Origin of the sequence: Chimaeribacter californicus (genome assembly GCF_002858675.1) — a bacterium.
GTDB classification, from domain to species: domain Bacteria; phylum Pseudomonadota; class Gammaproteobacteria; order Enterobacterales; family Enterobacteriaceae; genus Chimaeribacter; species Chimaeribacter californicus.
On the sequence record NZ_PJZF01000001.1, the window covers coordinates 192,363 to 208,440 of the forward strand.

16 protein-coding genes are annotated in these 16,078 nt (G+C 56.9%); 5 read left to right on the forward strand and 11 right to left on the reverse strand.

Translation table 11 applies throughout. The annotated features are described in order from the left end of the window. Window positions 1-9 precede the first annotated feature (9 nt). The 4 genes from CYR55_RS00855 to CYR55_RS00870 all read left to right on the forward strand — a co-directional run bounded on the left by CYR55_RS00855 (window position 10) and on the right by CYR55_RS00870 (window position 5,197). Window positions 10-1,512 carry a glucan biosynthesis protein G gene (locus CYR55_RS00855; RefSeq protein ID WP_101814663.1) on the forward strand — a complete coding sequence of 501 codons (1,503 nt, stop codon included), beginning with the start codon at window positions 10-12 and terminating at the stop codon, window positions 1,510-1,512. Further along, entirely contained in the window at window positions 1,505-4,066 is a 2,562-nt protein-coding gene (mdoH, locus tag CYR55_RS00860; RefSeq protein ID WP_101814282.1) for a glucans biosynthesis glucosyltransferase MdoH, read from the forward strand. The genes CYR55_RS00855 and mdoH overlap by 8 nt, the downstream gene beginning before the upstream one ends. Before the next feature lie 161 nt (window positions 4,067-4,227). Beyond that, the gene (locus tag CYR55_RS00865) at window positions 4,228-4,836 is read left to right on the forward strand and encodes a hypothetical protein (protein WP_101814283.1); all 609 of its coding nucleotides are present in this window, start codon (window positions 4,228-4,230) and stop codon (window positions 4,834-4,836) included. 145 nt (window positions 4,837-4,981) lie between these two features. Then, window positions 4,982-5,197, forward strand: a complete 216-nt coding sequence (locus CYR55_RS00870; protein ID WP_101814284.1) for a YceK/YidQ family lipoprotein — start codon at window positions 4,982-4,984, stop codon at window positions 5,195-5,197. Between the two features lie 60 nt (window positions 5,198-5,257). Here the strand turns inward: CYR55_RS00870 and CYR55_RS00875 are convergent, their stop codons facing one another. From CYR55_RS00875 to CYR55_RS00895, 5 genes are all read right to left on the reverse strand, one after another. Further along, window positions 5,258-5,638, reverse strand: a complete 381-nt coding sequence (locus CYR55_RS00875; RefSeq protein WP_101814285.1) for a MysB family protein — start codon at window positions 5,636-5,638, stop codon at window positions 5,258-5,260. Window positions 5,639-5,896: 258 nt separating this feature from the next. Further along, entirely contained in the window at window positions 5,897-7,126 is a 1,230-nt protein-coding gene (gene mdtG / locus CYR55_RS00880) for a multidrug efflux MFS transporter MdtG (RefSeq protein ID WP_165699500.1), read from the reverse strand. A 237-nt stretch (window positions 7,127-7,363) separates the two neighbouring features. Beyond that, window positions 7,364-7,648 carry a YciI family protein gene (locus CYR55_RS00885; protein WP_101814286.1) on the reverse strand — a complete coding sequence of 95 codons (285 nt, stop codon included), beginning with the start codon at window positions 7,646-7,648 and terminating at the stop codon, window positions 7,364-7,366. Between the two features lie 66 nt (window positions 7,649-7,714). Beyond that, entirely contained in the window at window positions 7,715-8,635 is a 921-nt protein-coding gene (locus CYR55_RS00890) for a Kdo(2)-lipid IV(A) acyltransferase (protein WP_101814287.1), read from the reverse strand. Window positions 8,636-8,949: 314 nt separating this feature from the next. Then, window positions 8,950-10,053 (reverse strand): NADH:flavin oxidoreductase/NADH oxidase, encoded by a 1,104-nt coding sequence (locus tag CYR55_RS00895; RefSeq protein ID WP_101814288.1) that lies wholly within the window; start codon window positions 10,051-10,053, stop codon window positions 8,950-8,952. A gap of 293 nt (window positions 10,054-10,346) precedes the next feature. Between CYR55_RS00895 and trhO the strand changes: the two genes are divergently transcribed. Further along, window positions 10,347-11,405: an oxygen-dependent tRNA uridine(34) hydroxylase TrhO gene (gene trhO / locus CYR55_RS00900; protein WP_101814289.1), complete on the forward strand. Its 1,059-nt coding sequence runs from the start codon at window positions 10,347-10,349 to the stop codon at window positions 11,403-11,405. Window positions 11,406-11,461: 56 nt separating this feature from the next. On the opposite strand, the gene CYR55_RS00905 is transcribed toward trhO, so the two are convergent. The 6 genes from CYR55_RS00905 to CYR55_RS00930 all read right to left on the reverse strand — a co-directional run bounded on the left by CYR55_RS00905 (window position 11,462) and on the right by CYR55_RS00930 (window position 15,915). Continuing rightward, the gene (locus CYR55_RS00905; RefSeq protein ID WP_101814665.1) at window positions 11,462-12,037 is read right to left on the reverse strand and encodes a YceI family protein; all 576 of its coding nucleotides are present in this window, start codon (window positions 12,035-12,037) and stop codon (window positions 11,462-11,464) included. A gap of 51 nt (window positions 12,038-12,088) precedes the next feature. Next, window positions 12,089-12,643, reverse strand: coding sequence for a cytochrome b (locus CYR55_RS00910; RefSeq protein ID WP_101814290.1), 555 nt, complete (start codon window positions 12,641-12,643; stop codon window positions 12,089-12,091). 403 nt (window positions 12,644-13,046) lie between these two features. After that, entirely contained in the window at window positions 13,047-13,691 is a 645-nt protein-coding gene (locus CYR55_RS00915) for a response regulator transcription factor (RefSeq protein WP_101814291.1), read from the reverse strand. 203 nt (window positions 13,692-13,894) lie between these two features. After that, window positions 13,895-15,010 (reverse strand): N-methyl-L-tryptophan oxidase, encoded by a 1,116-nt coding sequence (gene solA / locus CYR55_RS00920; protein ID WP_101814666.1) that lies wholly within the window; start codon window positions 15,008-15,010, stop codon window positions 13,895-13,897. 155 nt (window positions 15,011-15,165) lie between these two features. Then, the gene (gene bssS / locus CYR55_RS00925) at window positions 15,166-15,420 is read right to left on the reverse strand and encodes a biofilm formation regulator BssS (RefSeq protein WP_072925467.1); all 255 of its coding nucleotides are present in this window, start codon (window positions 15,418-15,420) and stop codon (window positions 15,166-15,168) included. Between the two features lie 225 nt (window positions 15,421-15,645). After that, window positions 15,646-15,915 carry a hypothetical protein gene (locus tag CYR55_RS00930; RefSeq protein ID WP_101814292.1) on the reverse strand — a complete coding sequence of 90 codons (270 nt, stop codon included), beginning with the start codon at window positions 15,913-15,915 and terminating at the stop codon, window positions 15,646-15,648. Window positions 15,916-16,078 lie beyond the last annotated feature (163 nt).

The following is a 16,078-nucleotide window of genomic DNA, read 5'->3' on the forward strand; positions in this document are numbered from 1 at the left end:
GCCGCTGTAATGATGACGTTAGGTGTATCACAGGCATGGGCGTTTTCCATTGATGATGTCGCCAAACAAGCTAAAGAGCTGGCAGGAAAGGGATTTGAGGCGCCGAAGAGCAATCTCCCCTCCCAGTTCCGCGAAATGAAGTTTGCCGACTACCAGCAGATTCAGTTCAACCATGACAAAGCCTACTGGAACAAGCTGAACACGCCGTTCAAGCTGGAGTTCTACCACCAGGGCATGTACTTCGAATATCCGGTCAAAATCAACGAAATCACCGCCAACAAGGCGAGTGAAATCAAATACAACCCGGACTACTTTAACTTCGGCAACGTCAAGCACGATGCCGACGCCGTGAAAAACCTTGGGTTTGCCGGTTTCAAAGTGCTCTACCCGCTGAATAAAGCGGACAAGAATGATGAGATCATGAGCGTACTGGGCGCGAGCTACTTCCGCGTTATCGGCAAAGATCAGGTTTATGGCCTCTCCGCGCGCGGCCTGGCGATTGACACCGCGCTCGCCTCCGGCGAAGAGTTCCCACGCTTCCGCGAATTCTGGATTGAGCGCCCGAACCCGGATGAGAAACACCTGGTGATCTATGCGCTGCTGGATTCCCCGCGCGCCGCCGGTGCCTACCGTTTTGACCTCTACCCAGGGCGTGAAACCACCGTGGATGTGCAGGCCAAAGTCTACCTGCGTGACAAGGTAGGCAAGCTGGGCATCGCCCCGCTGACCAGTATGTTCCTGTTCGGGCCGAACCAGCCTTCACCGACCATGAACTACCGCCAGGCGTTGCATGACTCAGACGGCCTGTCGATCCACGCCGGTAACGGCGAGTGGATCTGGCGTCCGCTGAATAACCCGCGCCACCTGTCGGTCAGCACCTATACCATTGACAATCCGAAAGGGTTTGGCCTGCTGCAACGCGGCCGTGATTTCGCGCAGTATGAAGATCTGGATGACCGCTACGATCTGCGCCCGAGCGGCTGGGTAGAAACCCGCGGCGACTGGGGCAAAGGCCGGGTGGAGCTGGTGGAGATCCCAACGGCGGATGAAACCAACGACAACATCGTTGCGTACTGGTCACCGGAAAAAATGCCGGACGCCGGGAAGCCGCTGGACCTGAACTACCGCCTGCATTTCACCCGTGAGGAAGAGAAACTGCATTCGCCGGATCTGGCCTACGTGAAGCAAACCCTGCGCTCTGCGGGTGATGTGAAACAGTCTAACCTGATCCGTGAGCCGGACGGCAGCACCGCGCTGCTGGTGGACTTCGTTGGCCCGGTGCTGCAAGCGCTGAAAGACGATACCCCGGTCGCCTCGCAGGTCAGTGTTAATGACAATGCGGACATGGTAGAAAACAGTGTCCGTTACAATCCGGTCACCAAAGGCTGGCGTCTCACCTTGCGCGTCAAGGTCAAGGATCCGAAGAAACCGGTCGAGATGCGCGCCGCGCTGGTTAATGGTGACAAACCGTTGAGTGAAACCTGGAGCTATCAGCTGCCTGCCAATGAATAAGTCAACGCCGTTATCCCACGATTATATTGAGGCACTGCCCCTCTCCAGTCAGGAGAAGGGCACGCTGACCGGGCGCCTGCTGTCCGGCGGCGATGCTGCCTTTGCCGACCTGCACCAGCAACTCGCTGGTGCAGCGGCTGTCACGCCGGCAGCGGATGATGCGCCGCTGGCCTCGGTCAAAACCCGCCTGCAACACGCCTGGCCCGATGTGGCGGCTGAAAACGGCCTGCTGGGCGAGGACGCCGAAGGGCGTACCACGCTGAAGGCAATGCCGCCGATCCGCCGCTCCAGCATGTTCCCGGAAGCCTGGCGCACCAACCCGCTGGCCCGTTTCTGGGATTCCCTGCTGGGCCGCAGCGCCATGCCGCAGGAGCCTATCTCCCAGGAGATGGCAGAATCGGAGAAACGCTGGCGTGTGGTGGGCTCGCTGCGCCGCTACATCCTGCTGTTCCTGATGCTGGTACAGACCGGCATCGCCACCTGGTACATGAAAACCATCCTGCCTTATCAGGGCTGGGCGCTGATCGACCCGATGGAGATTTTCAACCAGGATCTGATGCAATCGGTGCTGCAATTGCTGCCCTATGTGTTGCAGACCGGCATTCTGGTGCTGTTCGCGATACTCTTTTGCTGGGTCTCGGCCGGTTTCTGGACGGCACTGATGGGCTTTTTGCAGTTGCTGATCGGTAAAGACAAGTACAGCATCTCCGCCTCCAGTACCGGCACAGAGCCGCTTGATCCGGCGCAGCGTACCGCGCTTATCATGCCAATCTGTAACGAGGATGTGGAGCGCGTCTTCGCCGGCCTGCGCGCGACTTTCGAGTCGGTTAAACGCACCGGTGACCTCGAGCACTTTGACATCTATGTGCTGAGTGACAGTTACGATCCGGACATCTGCGTCGCGGAACAGAAGGCGTGGCTGGAGCTGTGTAACGAGGTGGATGGCCACGGCAAGATCTTCTACCGTCGCCGTCGCCGCCGTGTGAAACGCAAAAGCGGCAACATCGATGACTGGTGCCGCCGCTGGGGCGGGGATTACAGCTACATGGTGATCCTGGATGCAGACAGCGTGATGAGCGGTGAGTGCCTCACCGGTCTGGTACGCCTGATGAATGCCAACCCACACGCCGGGATTATCCAGTCGTCGCCGAAAGCCTCCGGCATGGATACCCTCTATGCGCGCCTGCAACAGTTCGCCACCCGGGTTTACGGGCCGCTGTTCACCGCCGGGTTGCACTTCTGGCAGTTAGGCGAATCGCACTACTGGGGCCATAACGCCATTATCCGCGTCAAGCCGTTCATTGAGCACTGTGCGCTGGCACCGCTGCCGGGTGAAGGCTCGTTTGCCGGTTCCATTCTCTCCCATGACTTCGTTGAGGCTGCCCTGATGCGCCGCGCCGGTTGGGGCGTCTGGATCGCCTATGACCTGCCGGGAAGCTACGAGGAGCTGCCGCCAAACCTGCTGGATGAGCTGAAACGTGACCGTCGCTGGTGCCACGGTAACCTGATGAACTTCCGCCTGTTTTTGGTAAAAGGCATGCACCCGGTACACCGGGCGGTGTTCCTGACCGGCGTGATGTCCTACCTGTCGGCCCCGCTCTGGTTTATGTTCCTGGCGCTCTCTACCGCGTTGCAGGTGGTGCATACCCTGATGGAGCCGCAATACTTCCTTCAGCCGCGCCAGTTGTTCCCGGTATGGCCGCAGTGGCGGCCGGAGCTGGCGATTGCGCTCTTTTCCACCACGCTGGTGCTGTTGTTCCTGCCGAAACTGCTCAGTGTGGTGCTGATCTGGGCGAAAGGGGCGAAGGAGTATGGCGGGGCCTTCCGGCTGTTTATCTCCATGCTGATGGAAATGCTGTTCTCAGTGCTGCTGGCACCTGTGCGGATGCTGTTCCACACGGTGTTTGTGGTCAGCGCCTTCCTGGGCTGGGAAGTGGTCTGGAACTCGCCGCAACGTGATGATGATGACACCCCCTGGGGCGAATCCTTCCGTCGCCACGGTTCCCAGATGCTGCTGGGCCTGGTGTGGGCGGGCGGCATGGCCTGGCTGGACCTGCGTTTCCTCTGGTGGCTGGCCCCGATCGTGTTCTCTCTGATCCTGTCGCCGATTGTGTCGGTGCTGTCGAGCCGCGCGACCCTTGGCCTGAAGAGCAAGCGCGCCAGGCTTTTCCTGATCCCGGAGGAGTACAATCCGCCGCGTGAACTGGTGGCAACGGACGAATACCTGACGCTGAACCGCTCGCGGGCGCTGGACAACGGCTTTATGCATGCGGTAGTCGACCCGTCATTCAACGCCCTGGCGACGGCAATGGCGACGTCACGTCACCATACCCGTGCGGCCATTGAGCACTGGCGCAGTGAGCGCCTGAGCCAGGCGTTGCAGGTTGGCCCGACCCGGCTTAACAAAGCAGAGCGTTTGCTGCTGCTGAGTGATCCGGTGTTGATGGCACGGCTGCACAGTGAAGTCTGGAGCCACCCGGAGCACAGCCAGCAATGGCGCGACTACTATCGCACCTTGCCGCGTAACGATCTGGCGTTCCCTGACGCGCACTAATAAACCGGAATACCTCAGTGAAAGCGGAATGCGTGAGCATTCCGCTTTTTTTATGGGCGTTTACCGGGCGATCGGCATCAAAAGCCTAAAAGTGCCGGGTGATCCTGACTACTATGCACGCCGTTAATATGAATACTTTAATAATTATAAGAGTTAATAATATGTCTTCTGATTTGCACACCATTCTCCGCGCACTCCGGCACTTTCTCCTTTCTGCCGTGGTTATCGCGTTTTTCTCATCGCTGCTGTTTGTGGACGTCATCTGGCTGCACAACTTTGTCAAAGAGATCTCGATGACGGAGATCGCCCAGGAGGGGCTGCTGGCTGCCACGGCGCTGGTTTACTTCCTGCTGGCGCGGCGCTATCCGGCGTGGCGCTACGGCTTCGTGCTGCTTGGCGGCTTTCTGACCACCATGCTGATCCGTGAGCTGGATGCCCTGTTTGACCTGATCAGGCATGGCTGCTGGGTCTATGTCGCGCTGGCGGTGACGCTGGTGTGCCTGGTAGCGGCGGCCAGCCACCTGCGATCCACGGTGGCCGGGCTGGCCTGTTTTATCCGTGCGCGCAGCTACGGCATGATGCTCTGCGGGCTGCTCTGTATCCTGCTGTTTTCCCGCCTGATTGGTATGCACGTGATCTGGGAGCATGTATTGCTGGACGGCTATGACCGCACAGCCAAAAATGTGGTGGAAGAGGGGGTAGAGCTGTTTGGCTATACCTTGTGTTTCCTGGCCAGCCTGCAGTTTATGCGGGGACTGCCGCGCAGTTGACTTTACACACTCTTAACTTTCCCGCCTGCACCGGCTGTACGGGGGCCATGCTATGCTAAAGCATAATGTCTCACCGTTTGCGCACCCCGCGCAGCGGATTACGAAAGGTAAGGGTGTGGTGCAGAGTCTATTTTTACGGATCATCATGATGGGCGTGGCGGCAGTCAGCCTGAGTGGGTGCGGCAGCATCATCAGCCGGACGATGCCGGGGCAGGGGCACGGGAACCAGTACTACCCCGGCGTACAATGGGATCTGCGCGACAGCGCGTGGCGTTATGTCACGGTGATTGATGTGCCGCTGTCGATGATTGTGGATACCTTTATGTTGCCGATCGATGCCCGCCACGGCCCCTACGAATAAAGTAAAGATTAGGCGGGCAGCCTGACCGGGCGCGCCGCACCCGGATCGGTTGATCATCCCTTACCGCTCGTCCCACTCATCTGCCGCGGTTTTCCCCTCTTCGGTATCCAGCGGCGGATCGAGCTGGAATTCACCCTCATCCCACTCATGCAGGGTATTCTCCTCCAGCCACTCCAGACGCAATTCGGTTTCATCGAAATCGTCTTCATAAATGGCTTGTGCCGCCGCGCCGCTGCGGAACGGCAGGCCCTCTATCGCATCGCCTTCATCCAGGAAAAATTCTGCCTGCCACATAATATCGCCATCCTGCAGCACATATTTTTGCAGGTTAAACTGCTGCGGCGAGGGGATCTCATCATCCGCGTAGTCGTCTGCGAGCGCTTCCAGGTACTCTTCGCGCGCAATTTCAATGGCTTCTTCCAGGGTTGCATACATGCTCATTGTTGGCCTCCTTCAATGACACGGTTGCGCCGTGTCAGCGCAGTAAACAGGGGTACCGGTTAAGTGTTACCGGTGAGGCGGAGTATGCAAGTTTTTGGCGAAGGGAATGCGAATAAAATTTTTTATGCTGCCCGCAGCAGGGACATTACTGATCTTACGCTATTTTATCAGGTGAAATTTAATCAATAAGTTACGCCGCAAGCGTGCGGGCAGCATGAAACGGTTCAGGCAACGCCCGGGCGCCGGGCGCACTGCCGCTTATTTCAGCAAAGCCCGTTTCGGGCCACGTTGCAGGCACCAATAGGAGTAGACCGCATTGAACAAGACGACGCAGGCGGTCACCCCGAACACGGCGCGGAACCCATAGCTGGCGGAAACGGCCGCGCCCAGCAACGGGCCGGTGACATTCCCGATATCGCGGAACGACTGGTTATAGCTGAATACCCGCCCGGCCACCTGCTGGGTGCTGTTATAGATCAGCAACGTCTGCACGGCCGGCAGCAGCGCGCCATCGGTCGCGCCGAGTAAAAAACGCAGGATGCCGAGCTGTACCGGGGTCTGCACGAATGCCATTGGGATCAGGATCACCACCGAAAGCGCCATCATGGCAATCAGAATGCGCTCCGGGCCAATGCGATCCCCAAGTTTCCCCAGCCGGGGCGCGCTTATCAACGCGGCCACGCCCGGCACCGAGGCGATCATCCCGCTGATAAAGGCCAGGTTCTGGGTATCGCCGGCCAGTTCACGCACATACAGCGTCAGGATGGGGGCAATGGAGCCGGTGGCCACCTGGATGATCAGGGTAGTGACGAACAGGCAGAGCACCAGTTTGGGGTTTTTCAGCGAGGCGAGCACCTGGCGGCCATTAAGTATCTCTTTTTTAGAGACCGGCACAAACTGCTCTTTGATCAAAAACAGCGTGAAAATGAAACAGACAAACAGTACCAGCGCAGTAATAAAGAAGACCGGGCGCAGGCCATAGCGGTCAGCCAGCAGCCCGCCAATCAACGGCCCAATCAACGCGCCGCTGACCGCACCGGTAGAGAGCGTGCCCAGTGCCCAGCCGCTTCTGTTACGCGGCACCTGGGTGGCGATCAAGGCGTTGGCATTCGGCACAAAGCCGCCCAGCAGCCCCAGCACCGCACGCAGCGCCAGCAATTGCCAGATGGTCTGGGCCAACCCCATCAGCACCATGACGATCGCCATGCCCAGCGCTGAGCGCAGCAGCATCAGCTTACGCCCTTTGCGATCGGCCAGGCTGCCCCAGAAGGGCGAGGCCACCGCCGAGAACAGAAACGTGATACTGAACACCAGCCCTGACCACATGTTGACCGCTTCATGGCCGGTGACGCCGAGCGTTTCAATGTAGAGCGGCAGGAAAGGCATTATCAGGCTGAAGGCGGCACCGGTCAGAAAGCAGCCGAGCCAGGCAACCGTCAGGTTGCGTTTCCAGTTGATCGGTACAGCAGCGGGGAGCGTATTCTGCACAGCGGGGTTATGTCCTGCGATCAAAGGTGAACACCGCACTGCCGCAGGTTTCGCCCGCAGCAAAAAACGGGGGCGAACCGGTATGGCAGCGCATGAAAAACAGACGATTAGCCTGTTAAGTATGCGCCGGAACCGCTGTATTATCAACCAGCTGAGAGAAAGAGGAGGGCAGGGAGGGTGGGGTAGCCGGGGACGCCGGTAAAAAACCAAGGCCGGCTGCGCGCCGGCCCGGGAGGGTTACACGCCTTTCAGGCAGGCCAGTTGGGCGTTGGTCAGGGTTACCTCTACGGTGGTGACCTCATAACGGGCCACAGCCTGGAACGGGTCTTCGCCCAAAATGCGATCCAGTTCGTCATGCGACACACCCTGCGCCAGGATCACGCCGCCGTTACGCGGATCTTTACGGCCGGCTGCCAGGAAGGTGCCCTGACGGAAGTATTGATCGAGCCAGGCCAGGTGGCCGTCAAGGTGGGCGTCTACGGCATCCAGAGGCTGGGTATAGGTCAGGCTGATGATGTACATAAGAATCTCCGCGTATAAAAGGCGGGCAACGCGCCCGCCGGTTTGGGTGTGAACCGTGCGCTGCCCCTAATAGAGCGAAGGTTGCCCTTCCGGGCGCGTTTTGAACCGGCGGTGCAGCCACATATATTGGTCGGGGGCCATCATGATCGCCTCTTCCACCACCTGATTCATACGCGTGGCCGCCGCCAGTTCGCTGTCCAGCGGCATGTTTTCCACTTTGGGCAGGATCACCATCTCATAGCCCCGGCCGCCCGGCAGACGCCGTGGGACGAACGGAATGATCGCCGGTTTGCCCATCCGCGCCAGCAGATAGGTGCCGGTGGTGGTGGCGGCATCCGGCACCGCAAACAGCGGCGCAAACACGCTGGCGCGCGGGCCGTAGTCATGATCCGGCGCATACCAGATGATGTCCCCCTGTTTCAGGCTGCGGATCATGCCCTTGAGATCTTTACGGTCCAGCATGGTTTTGTTGGAGCGCGTGCGGCCCCAGGTCTGGATCCAGTCCATAAGCTTATTATCATGCGGGCGGTAAACGCCGATACCGGGGTTGTAGATGCCGAAAATGCGCGCGCCCAGTTCCAGCGTCAGGAAATGGATACCGACCAGCAAAACGCCCTCTTTATTGGCTTTTGCCAGGGCGATGTTCTCTTCGCCACGCACGGTAAACCAGTGGCGCACCCGCCACTCCGGCCAGAACCAGCCCATGCCGGTTTCAAACAGGCCCATACCCACCGATTCGAAATTCTTCCGCACCAGCTCATCCCGCTCGGCGGCAGGCATATCCGGGAAACAGAGCGCCAGATTACGCTGTGCAATACGCACCCGGCGTTTAAGAAACCGCATGGAGAAACGACCCAGGCCGGTGCCCAGCCGGTAAATCACCGGATAGGGCAACAGCACCAGCGCATATAACAGGCCAATGCCCAGCCAGGTCGGCCAGTAACGGGGATGCAATAGAGAACGGTTAAAGGTAGGAAGGTGCGTCATAATTTCTCTGCTTTATTTTGTTACGACGTAACAATCATGCTCTGGTTAATACGTTTCTGTCAGTGCGGCAGAAGCTCCTTGCCTAAGGCTGCCGGTGGCTGGTCAGAAACGCAGTATGGCAGGGATGAACCCAACATATTCAGCCGCTACATTGTTGGCTATTGTGCCATTATTAGCAGCATAGGTGAAAATTCACCGCATAAAAGGTTCATTTTGTTAGGGTAACGTACAAAAGCACGTCAGATTGAGGTGATTTTCAGCATGATGCAGAACAAAAGAAACAGGGGCAGGCCGGGCGGCCCACCCCGGAGGGGTTATTTATCGTTGAACAGCCCCTTCAGCGCATGGGGTTCAGAGCGCTTGTACTGATTGGGCGCGATCGCTTTCTCACCCAGTTTGGCCGCCGCATGCCACGGCCAGCGCGGGTCATACAGGATGCCGCGCGCCAGTGCCACCAGATCCGCCTGGCCGGTCGCCACAATGGCCTCTGCCTGTTCCGGTTCGGTGATCAGGCCCACAGCAATCACCGGCATCTTCACCGCCTGACGGATGCGATCGGCAAACGGCACCTGATAGTTAGGGCTGATGCTGATTTTCTGTTGCATGGCGTTCCCGCCGCTGGAGACATGGATGTAGCTGCAGCCGAGCTCATCCAGCGCTTTCGCCAGTGCCACCGACTGTTCCAGATCCCAGCCGCCGTCCGCCCAGTCAGTGGCAGAAATGCGCACGCCGATCGGTTTTTCTGCCGGGAAGGCTGCCCGCAGTGCCTGATACACCTCCAGCACCAGCCGCATCCGGTTTTGCAACGAGCCGCCGTACTGGTCGGTACGCTGGTTGGACAGCGGGGAGAGGAACTGGTGCAGCAGATAACCATGGGCAGCGTGCAGCTCCAGAAGGTCAAAGCCCAGCCGGTCAGCACGTTTGGCCGCCGCGACATAGGCTTCTTTCAGCGCATCAATGCGTTCCTGCGTCATCGCTTCCGGCGTTTCATCCTGTTCAGGATTATAAGGGATCGCCGAAGGGGCCACGGTTTTCCAGCCGCCCGGCTGGCCGTCAGGAATGGAATTACCGCCCTCCCAGGGGCGTTTACAGGAGGCTTTACGCCCGGCATGGCCAAGCTGAATGCCAAGCGGAATGGTGCTGTGTTCACGGATAGCCTTCACCACGCCGGAGAGCGCCTGCTCGGTCTCATCATCCCACAGGCCGAGATCCTGCTGCGTAATGCGGCCTACCGCTTCCACGGCCGTGGCCTCAACAATCAGCAAACCGGCACCGGAAAGGGCCAGTTGGCCAAGATGGATGGTGTGCCAGGAGGTAGCTTTGCCGTCATCGGAAGAGTATTGGCACATCGGGGCGATGACGATACGGTTTGGCAGTGTCAGGGAACCCAGGTGAAAAGGTGTAAACAGCTGACTCATGAAGACCTCGCTTTTAAGAGAGAAGGGAAGGGGGCACAGTATGGCCTGGCGGCCCCCCGCCGAAGATAACGTGTTTTAATTGTCTCTATAACAAGGCTTAACCCTTTTCGGCCTGACGTCAACCTGTGGGTCGGCAACAAATTGTTTCCGGCGGGAGGGAGGGCGGAAAAGCTGCCATTCATTGGTTATGGTGATGTTTTGGAAAAAACTATCATGTATCATACGCCCCCGTTTACGCCCGCCGTGGCGGAGCGCGATTTGTCTGAGACTTGATGACCCCAGGAACGTACACCATGCCAGTGTTACACAACCAAATTTCCAACGAAGAGCTGAAGGCACGTATGCTGGCCGAAACCGAGCCGCGTACCACCGTCTCTTTCTACAAATACTTTACCCTTGACGACCCGAAAGCCTTCCGTGACGCCCTCTACCTGGCGTTTAAGGCGGAGAATGTCTTTGGCCGCGTCTATGTGGCCAAAGAGGGGATTAATGCCCAAATCAGCGTGCCGCAAAGCCGCTTTGAGGCGTTTAAGCAGGCGCTGTTTGCCAGCCATCCGGCGTTGGATCAGGTGCGCCTGAACATTGCGCTGGAAGATGACGGCAAATCGTTCTGGGTACTGCGCATGAAAGTACGTGAGCGCATTGTGGCCGACGGCATCGAGGACGAAAGCTTCGATCCGTCCCAGGTGGGGGAATACCTGAAAGCCGATCAGGTTAACCAGATGATTGACGATCCCGACACGTTGTTTGTGGATATGCGCAACCATTATGAGTATGAAGTCGGCCACTTTGAAAACGCGCTTGAGGTGCCGTCAGACACCTTCCGTGAGCAGTTGCCGATGGCCGTCGAGATGCTGCAGGACCAGAAAGACAAAAACATTGTGATGTACTGCACCGGCGGCATCCGTTGTGAAAAGGCCAGCGCCTACATGCTGCACCACGGCTTTAAAAACATCTATCACGTGGAGGGCGGCATCATTGAGTACACCCGCCGGGCGCGTGAGCAAGGTCTGCCGCTGAAATTCATCGGCAAGAACTTTGTGTTTGATGAGCGGATGGGGGAGCGCATCTCTGACGATGTGATCGCCCAGTGCCACCAGTGTGGTGAGCCGTGCGACAGCCATACCAACTGTAGAAATGATGGCTGCCATCTGCTGTTTATCCAGTGCCCGCGTTGTGCCGCCGCCTATGAAGGCTGTTGCAGCGCCCTCTGCCAGGAAGAACTGGCATTACCGCCGGAAGAGCAACGCGCACGCCGTGCCGGCCGTGAAAACGGCAATAAGATCTTCAATAAGTCCAAAGGCCTGTTGCGCCCACGCTTGCAGATCCCGGCACCGGACAACGAAGCCTGATCCTGCCTGACAAAATAAAAAGGTCACCTGAGGTGACCTTTTTTATGGCGTAAGGCTTATTTCGGCCGTACCCCTTCCAGCGAGATAATCAGCTGCACATTTTGGGATGCCGGGCCAAGTTTGGTATTGATATTGTAATCCTTCAGCGCAAATTCCCCCTCCGCCTCGAATCCGGCACGGTAAGCGCCCCATGGGTCATCCCCCTGGCCTATCAGCTTCGCTTCCAGGGTCAGCGGCTTGGTGACGCCGTTCAGGGTAAAGTTGCCGGTGATTTTCAATTCATCCCCGTCTTTTTCTACTTTGGTGGAGACGAACGTCGCCTGCGGGTATTTGCCGGTGTTCAGGAACTCAGCGCTGCGCAGGTGTTTATCACGTTCTGCGTGGTTCGTATCAAGGCTGTTGGTGTTAATCGTGACGTTAACTTTATCTGACGCGGGGTTCTGCTCGTCATAGGTAAAGGTGCCGTCAAAATCTTTAAAGCTGCCGTAAATCCAGCTGTACCCCAGGTGTTTGATGCGGAACTGCAGAAAGGCGTGCTGCCCCTCTTTGTCGATTTTATAGTCAGCAGCTACTGCACTTCCGGCACTCATCAGCAATGAGGCGAATGTCAGGCCAAGGGCGCGCTTTTTCAGCTTCGGGGTCATCGTCAGCATAGCAATCTCCATGTTACCAGTAGGTGAGTCTCAAGAGGACCGGCGACCCAGCATCCGTTTAAGGGTGACATCGCCGTCGATAAAGTGATGTTTCAGGGCAGCCAGCGCATGCAGCACCGAGAGCACCACCACCCCCCAGGCCAGCCAGAGATGCAGGGTGCCGGCCAGGTCTGTCTGCTCTGGCCCAAGCGTCACCAAAGCCGGCACGCTGAACCAACCGAACACGCTGATGGGCTGCCCTTCTGCGGTGGCAATAAGGTATCCGGTAACCAGAATGCCGAGAAGGCCCGCCAGCAACAGCAAATGGGCCGTGGTTGCCGCAAGGCGTGTGGCAGCGCTGTACGTGCTGAGCGGCAAGGGCGGCGGTGAGACAAAGCGCCAGATAATGCGGAATAAAATCAGGGCAAACAGCAGGACCCCGATGCTTTTATGCAGTTCAGGCGCCCGGTGGTACCAGACGTCATAATAGCCCAGGGTCACCATCCAGAGGCCGAGTGCAAACATGCCGTAAATGACCAATGCCGCCAGCCAATGGATCAGCACGCTGGTGTGACCAAAAGCCTGAGTATCATTTTTAAAATGCATCATAAAAACCTTTACCAGACGGTAACGAGTTTTTAAAAAATAGACATCTGATTTTACAAAATCAACGGTTATTTTTTATTTATAATCAATTGGAAATTTCTTTCATAATTTTTGATTTAGTCACCGATATCTTATTCAGTGGCTTCGGTGAAATAACCTATAAAAGCCTGGGAAGATAAAGCAGGGAGGGAAACGAGTATTGTCAATAATTGTCAGTGTTTGTCAATTTAATGGAACGCTAATAAAACAGCCCTAGGGTTAATTGCAATAATGTGCAAAAGAAAAGATAAAAACGGGCTAATGCATGCAAAAAGCAGGAAGCAGAGACGGCGAAAGACAGGGCGGGGCTGCCGGATTAAAGCCAGCAGCCGATGTAACCGCGAGTGAGAGAGAGGATCAGGGATTACAGGGCGTGCTGTAGCCCGGCAGGGGCAGCATTGTGCTCAGGGAAGAAAAAGGGCGGATAGATAACATACTTGAGCACATGATAGAGAAAACAGAATTCCAGCCGGTTTCGCACTGTCAGTTTGCGGATGGCCTGGCGTTTATGCACATAGACCGTCCGCCCGCAGATCCCCAGTTGCCGCGCAATATCATGGTTGGTTTGCTGCGCCATCCATAACGCGATAACCGCCAACTCCTGGCGGCTGTAGAGGAACCCTTTGCCGGTGCGTTTAAGCAGCGCCGGTGGCCGGCAGGTTTCACCTATCTGATGCAGCAGGGGCAGCAGACATTGTTTATTCATTAAAGAGACGCGTCCGGTCAGCGTAATGGGCTCACCGGCTGTGGGATAGGGCGCATCCACGTAAATATAAACCTGGGCATTACCACAAGCCTTAAAAAAATCAACCAGCTGGGGGAATTCGCCGCCGCGGCGACAATAATGCGTTAAATTAACCAGCACAATATCGGGGCGGAAATCGGTGACCAAAGGCAACCCCGCTTCAAGGGCAGTGGCATGTTCTGTGGTAACAGAAGGGTATTTTTCAAAAAAGCAGCAGGCACCCAACAGGGTAAAGACACAACTGTCGATTATCATGATCCGCATTTGCTGCTCTCCTCGGTAAATAGCGAAATTCCATTTTTAATGACCGGGCAAATTAATCAGATCTGCAGGAAGCGTCAATTCTGAAAAAGCAGAGTGAGCGGAGTATAATTTCCGAATATATAAGTGGTTTATATATTTAAGAATAATGAATTTGCGTGGGTTATTATTTATGGCGGCCGCCGTGCCGGGCGGCCGCCGGCCACTCAGCCGAAGCGGGATAAGCTAAAGGGTGCTAAATCAAAGGGAAGGGGCTGGTCATCCGCATACAGGGCGGCCATCTCACCCAGGACGCTGGCGAATTTAAAACCATGTCCGCTCAGGCCGCCGATCACCATTGCCTGCGGGCAGCCGGGCAGGGTATCAATAATAAAATCTTCATCCGGCGTCATATCGTACGTACAGGATTCCCCATGCAGACAGACGCCCACGCCCGGCAGGAAGCGCCGCAGAAAGCGGAAGACTTCGGTGCCGTCTTCCGCCACGCTGCCGAACGGTGTGCGCTGTTCCGGCGCTGAGATCGGCTGGCCGCCCTGGTGTTTACCGAGCTTCAGCCCCTCTTTACCGGCCGGGAAACCGTAATAGTGGTCGCCTTCCGCCATTTCAACGGTAAAGGCCGGAAAGTGGTTCTCTTCACTGTAGCGGCCATCGGCCTGATGCCAGGAGAAGACTTTACGCAGCGGCTGTACCGGCAGCGTGGGCAGCAGCGCCTTCACCCAGGTACCGGCGCTGATCACCACTTTTCGGGCGGTGAACGCCCCTTCCGGGGTGGTGACCTGCATCCCTTGTTCCAGAGAGGCAATTGCCGTGACCGGGCAGTTAAACAGCTGGGCACAGCCGGCTTCACGCGCCAGCCGGATGTACGCCTCAATCGCCTGTTCACATTGCAGGATGCCCGAACCCGGTTCAAACACACCAATGAAGTTATCCGGCACGGTAAACACCGGCCAGCGGGCCTGCACCTGGTCAGGGCTTAACATCTCGACGGGCAGCCCATAAGCTTCAGCACTGCGGCACACATTGCGCATAAAAGCAGAGTCCGCCGACCCAAGATTAATCACGCCGCACGGGTGGAAAAGGCGCTGGCCGCTCAGCCCGGCCAACTGCTCCCACAGTGCCTGCGCCCGCAGAACCATCGGCACATAGCGTTCCCCTTCGCCATAGGCATGGCGGATGATGCGCGTCTGGCCGTGGTGGCTTGCGCCTTTGTGCGGGGGCATGGCGCTGTCGATCATCAGCACCTTCATGCCGGCCTGGGTGGCATAGTAGCCTGCCGCTGCGCCAACTGACCCGCTGCCGACAATGATCAGATCATATTCCATGGAACGTGCTTCCTCGTGATTCAGGGTAAAAGACCCCGCCATCATAGAGAGAGTGACCCGGCGTTGACAATCCGCCGTGGTGCAGAAAAAAGCGGGGGGCAGAAATGCAAAAGGCACCCGGATAACGGGTGCCTCAGGCCAAGCGATAAATAACGTTAATGTTTACGATGGTCAAGGTCCAGGTATTCATTGGATTCTATCTTTGCGATGCCAGCTTCAAGAATGGAAACAAGTTGCCGCGCAACATCTGTCGTTAACCATAACGTTCTGTCAACATGTGCTTCTTCTGGAGACTGGTCTGTTGAAGACAGGTAATGAAGACGAATCATCATGGCATCATAAACATCGACGGTACTGATATCCCAACCTACGAGCGGGTGTGTCTGAATAACTTCATCTTTTCTGTCCATATAGACCCCTTCTTTAGTAGTGACTAACGTGAGTGACTAACTGAGGAGCAATGCGGCTCTTTATGAAGTGAGCACTTAAGTATAAGCACGGCCGACAGGTTTTTGGGAAGTAAAAGTTGAGGACACGCTAAAAAGAGGCCCGAACGGGCAATAAATGAACGGAGGGCGGCTTTTTTAGCCCTTTTACAGAAGGAACCTCCCCGGGCTTACCGGAGAGGCTGAAGATTATTCGGCAGAAGGCGTAATAGCCGGCGAAAAGCGTTTTTCCCACTGCTCCGCCAGCTGCGCAAAATGTTTTTGTGTCTCTTCATCCCGGTTCTGGTTCTGCGATTCCAGCTTCAGGCTGTGAATCATTAATTGGGCTGATTTATCATCATGACTAAAAGCCAGGTAAGAGAATGCCGTCTCCAGCACGCTCAGCCGACGTTGCTGATCGCGTATCAGCTCCAGCAGCTCGCCAAACGTCATTGCCTCTTCCGGTTTTTCGGCGGCCATGTGCCTACCTCCTGTGTGAATACAAGCCAGACAGATTAGGGCAGGTAACGGGCGCAGAGGCGGCACGGTATGGCCACCCTTTCGGCCCGTCATCACGACCCTGTTACACGCGACAGCGATTAACGCTGAGTATGTAACATAATGTTATAACGGTCTGGGGAAG

Coding starts and splice junctions, on each gene's coding strand:
- CYR55_RS00890 (WP_101814287.1), bottom strand. CDS start 8,635: ATGACGCACCTTCCTACCTTTAACCGTTCTCTATTGCATCCCCGTTAC.
- CYR55_RS00870 (WP_101814284.1), top strand. CDS start 4,982: ATGATGGGCGTGGCGGCAGTCAGCCTGAGTGGGTGCGGCAGCATCATC.
- bssS (WP_072925467.1), bottom strand. CDS start 15,420: ATGGACAGAAAAGATGAAGTTATTCAGACACACCCGCTCGTAGGTTGG.
- trhO (WP_101814289.1), top strand. CDS start 10,347: ATGCCAGTGTTACACAACCAAATTTCCAACGAAGAGCTGAAGGCACGT.
- CYR55_RS00915 (WP_101814291.1), bottom strand. CDS start 13,691: ATGCGGATCATGATAATCGACAGTTGTGTCTTTACCCTGTTGGGTGCC.
- CYR55_RS00855 (WP_101814663.1), top strand. CDS start 10: ATGATGACGTTAGGTGTATCACAGGCATGGGCGTTTTCCATTGATGAT.
- CYR55_RS00865 (WP_101814283.1), top strand. CDS start 4,228: ATGTCTTCTGATTTGCACACCATTCTCCGCGCACTCCGGCACTTTCTC.
- CYR55_RS00875 (WP_101814285.1), bottom strand. CDS start 5,638: ATGAGCATGTATGCAACCCTGGAAGAAGCCATTGAAATTGCGCGCGAA.
- CYR55_RS00910 (WP_101814290.1), bottom strand. CDS start 12,643: ATGCATTTTAAAAATGATACTCAGGCTTTTGGTCACACCAGCGTGCTG.
- CYR55_RS00930 (WP_101814292.1), bottom strand. CDS start 15,915: ATGGCCGCCGAAAAACCGGAAGAGGCAATGACGTTTGGCGAGCTGCTG.
- CYR55_RS00885 (WP_101814286.1), bottom strand. CDS start 7,648: ATGTACATCATCAGCCTGACCTATACCCAGCCTCTGGATGCCGTAGAC.
- solA (WP_101814666.1), bottom strand. CDS start 15,010: ATGGAATATGATCTGATCATTGTCGGCAGCGGGTCAGTTGGCGCAGCG.
- CYR55_RS00895 (WP_101814288.1), bottom strand. CDS start 10,053: ATGAGTCAGCTGTTTACACCTTTTCACCTGGGTTCCCTGACACTGCCA.
- mdoH (WP_101814282.1), top strand. CDS start 1,505: ATGAATAAGTCAACGCCGTTATCCCACGATTATATTGAGGCACTGCCC.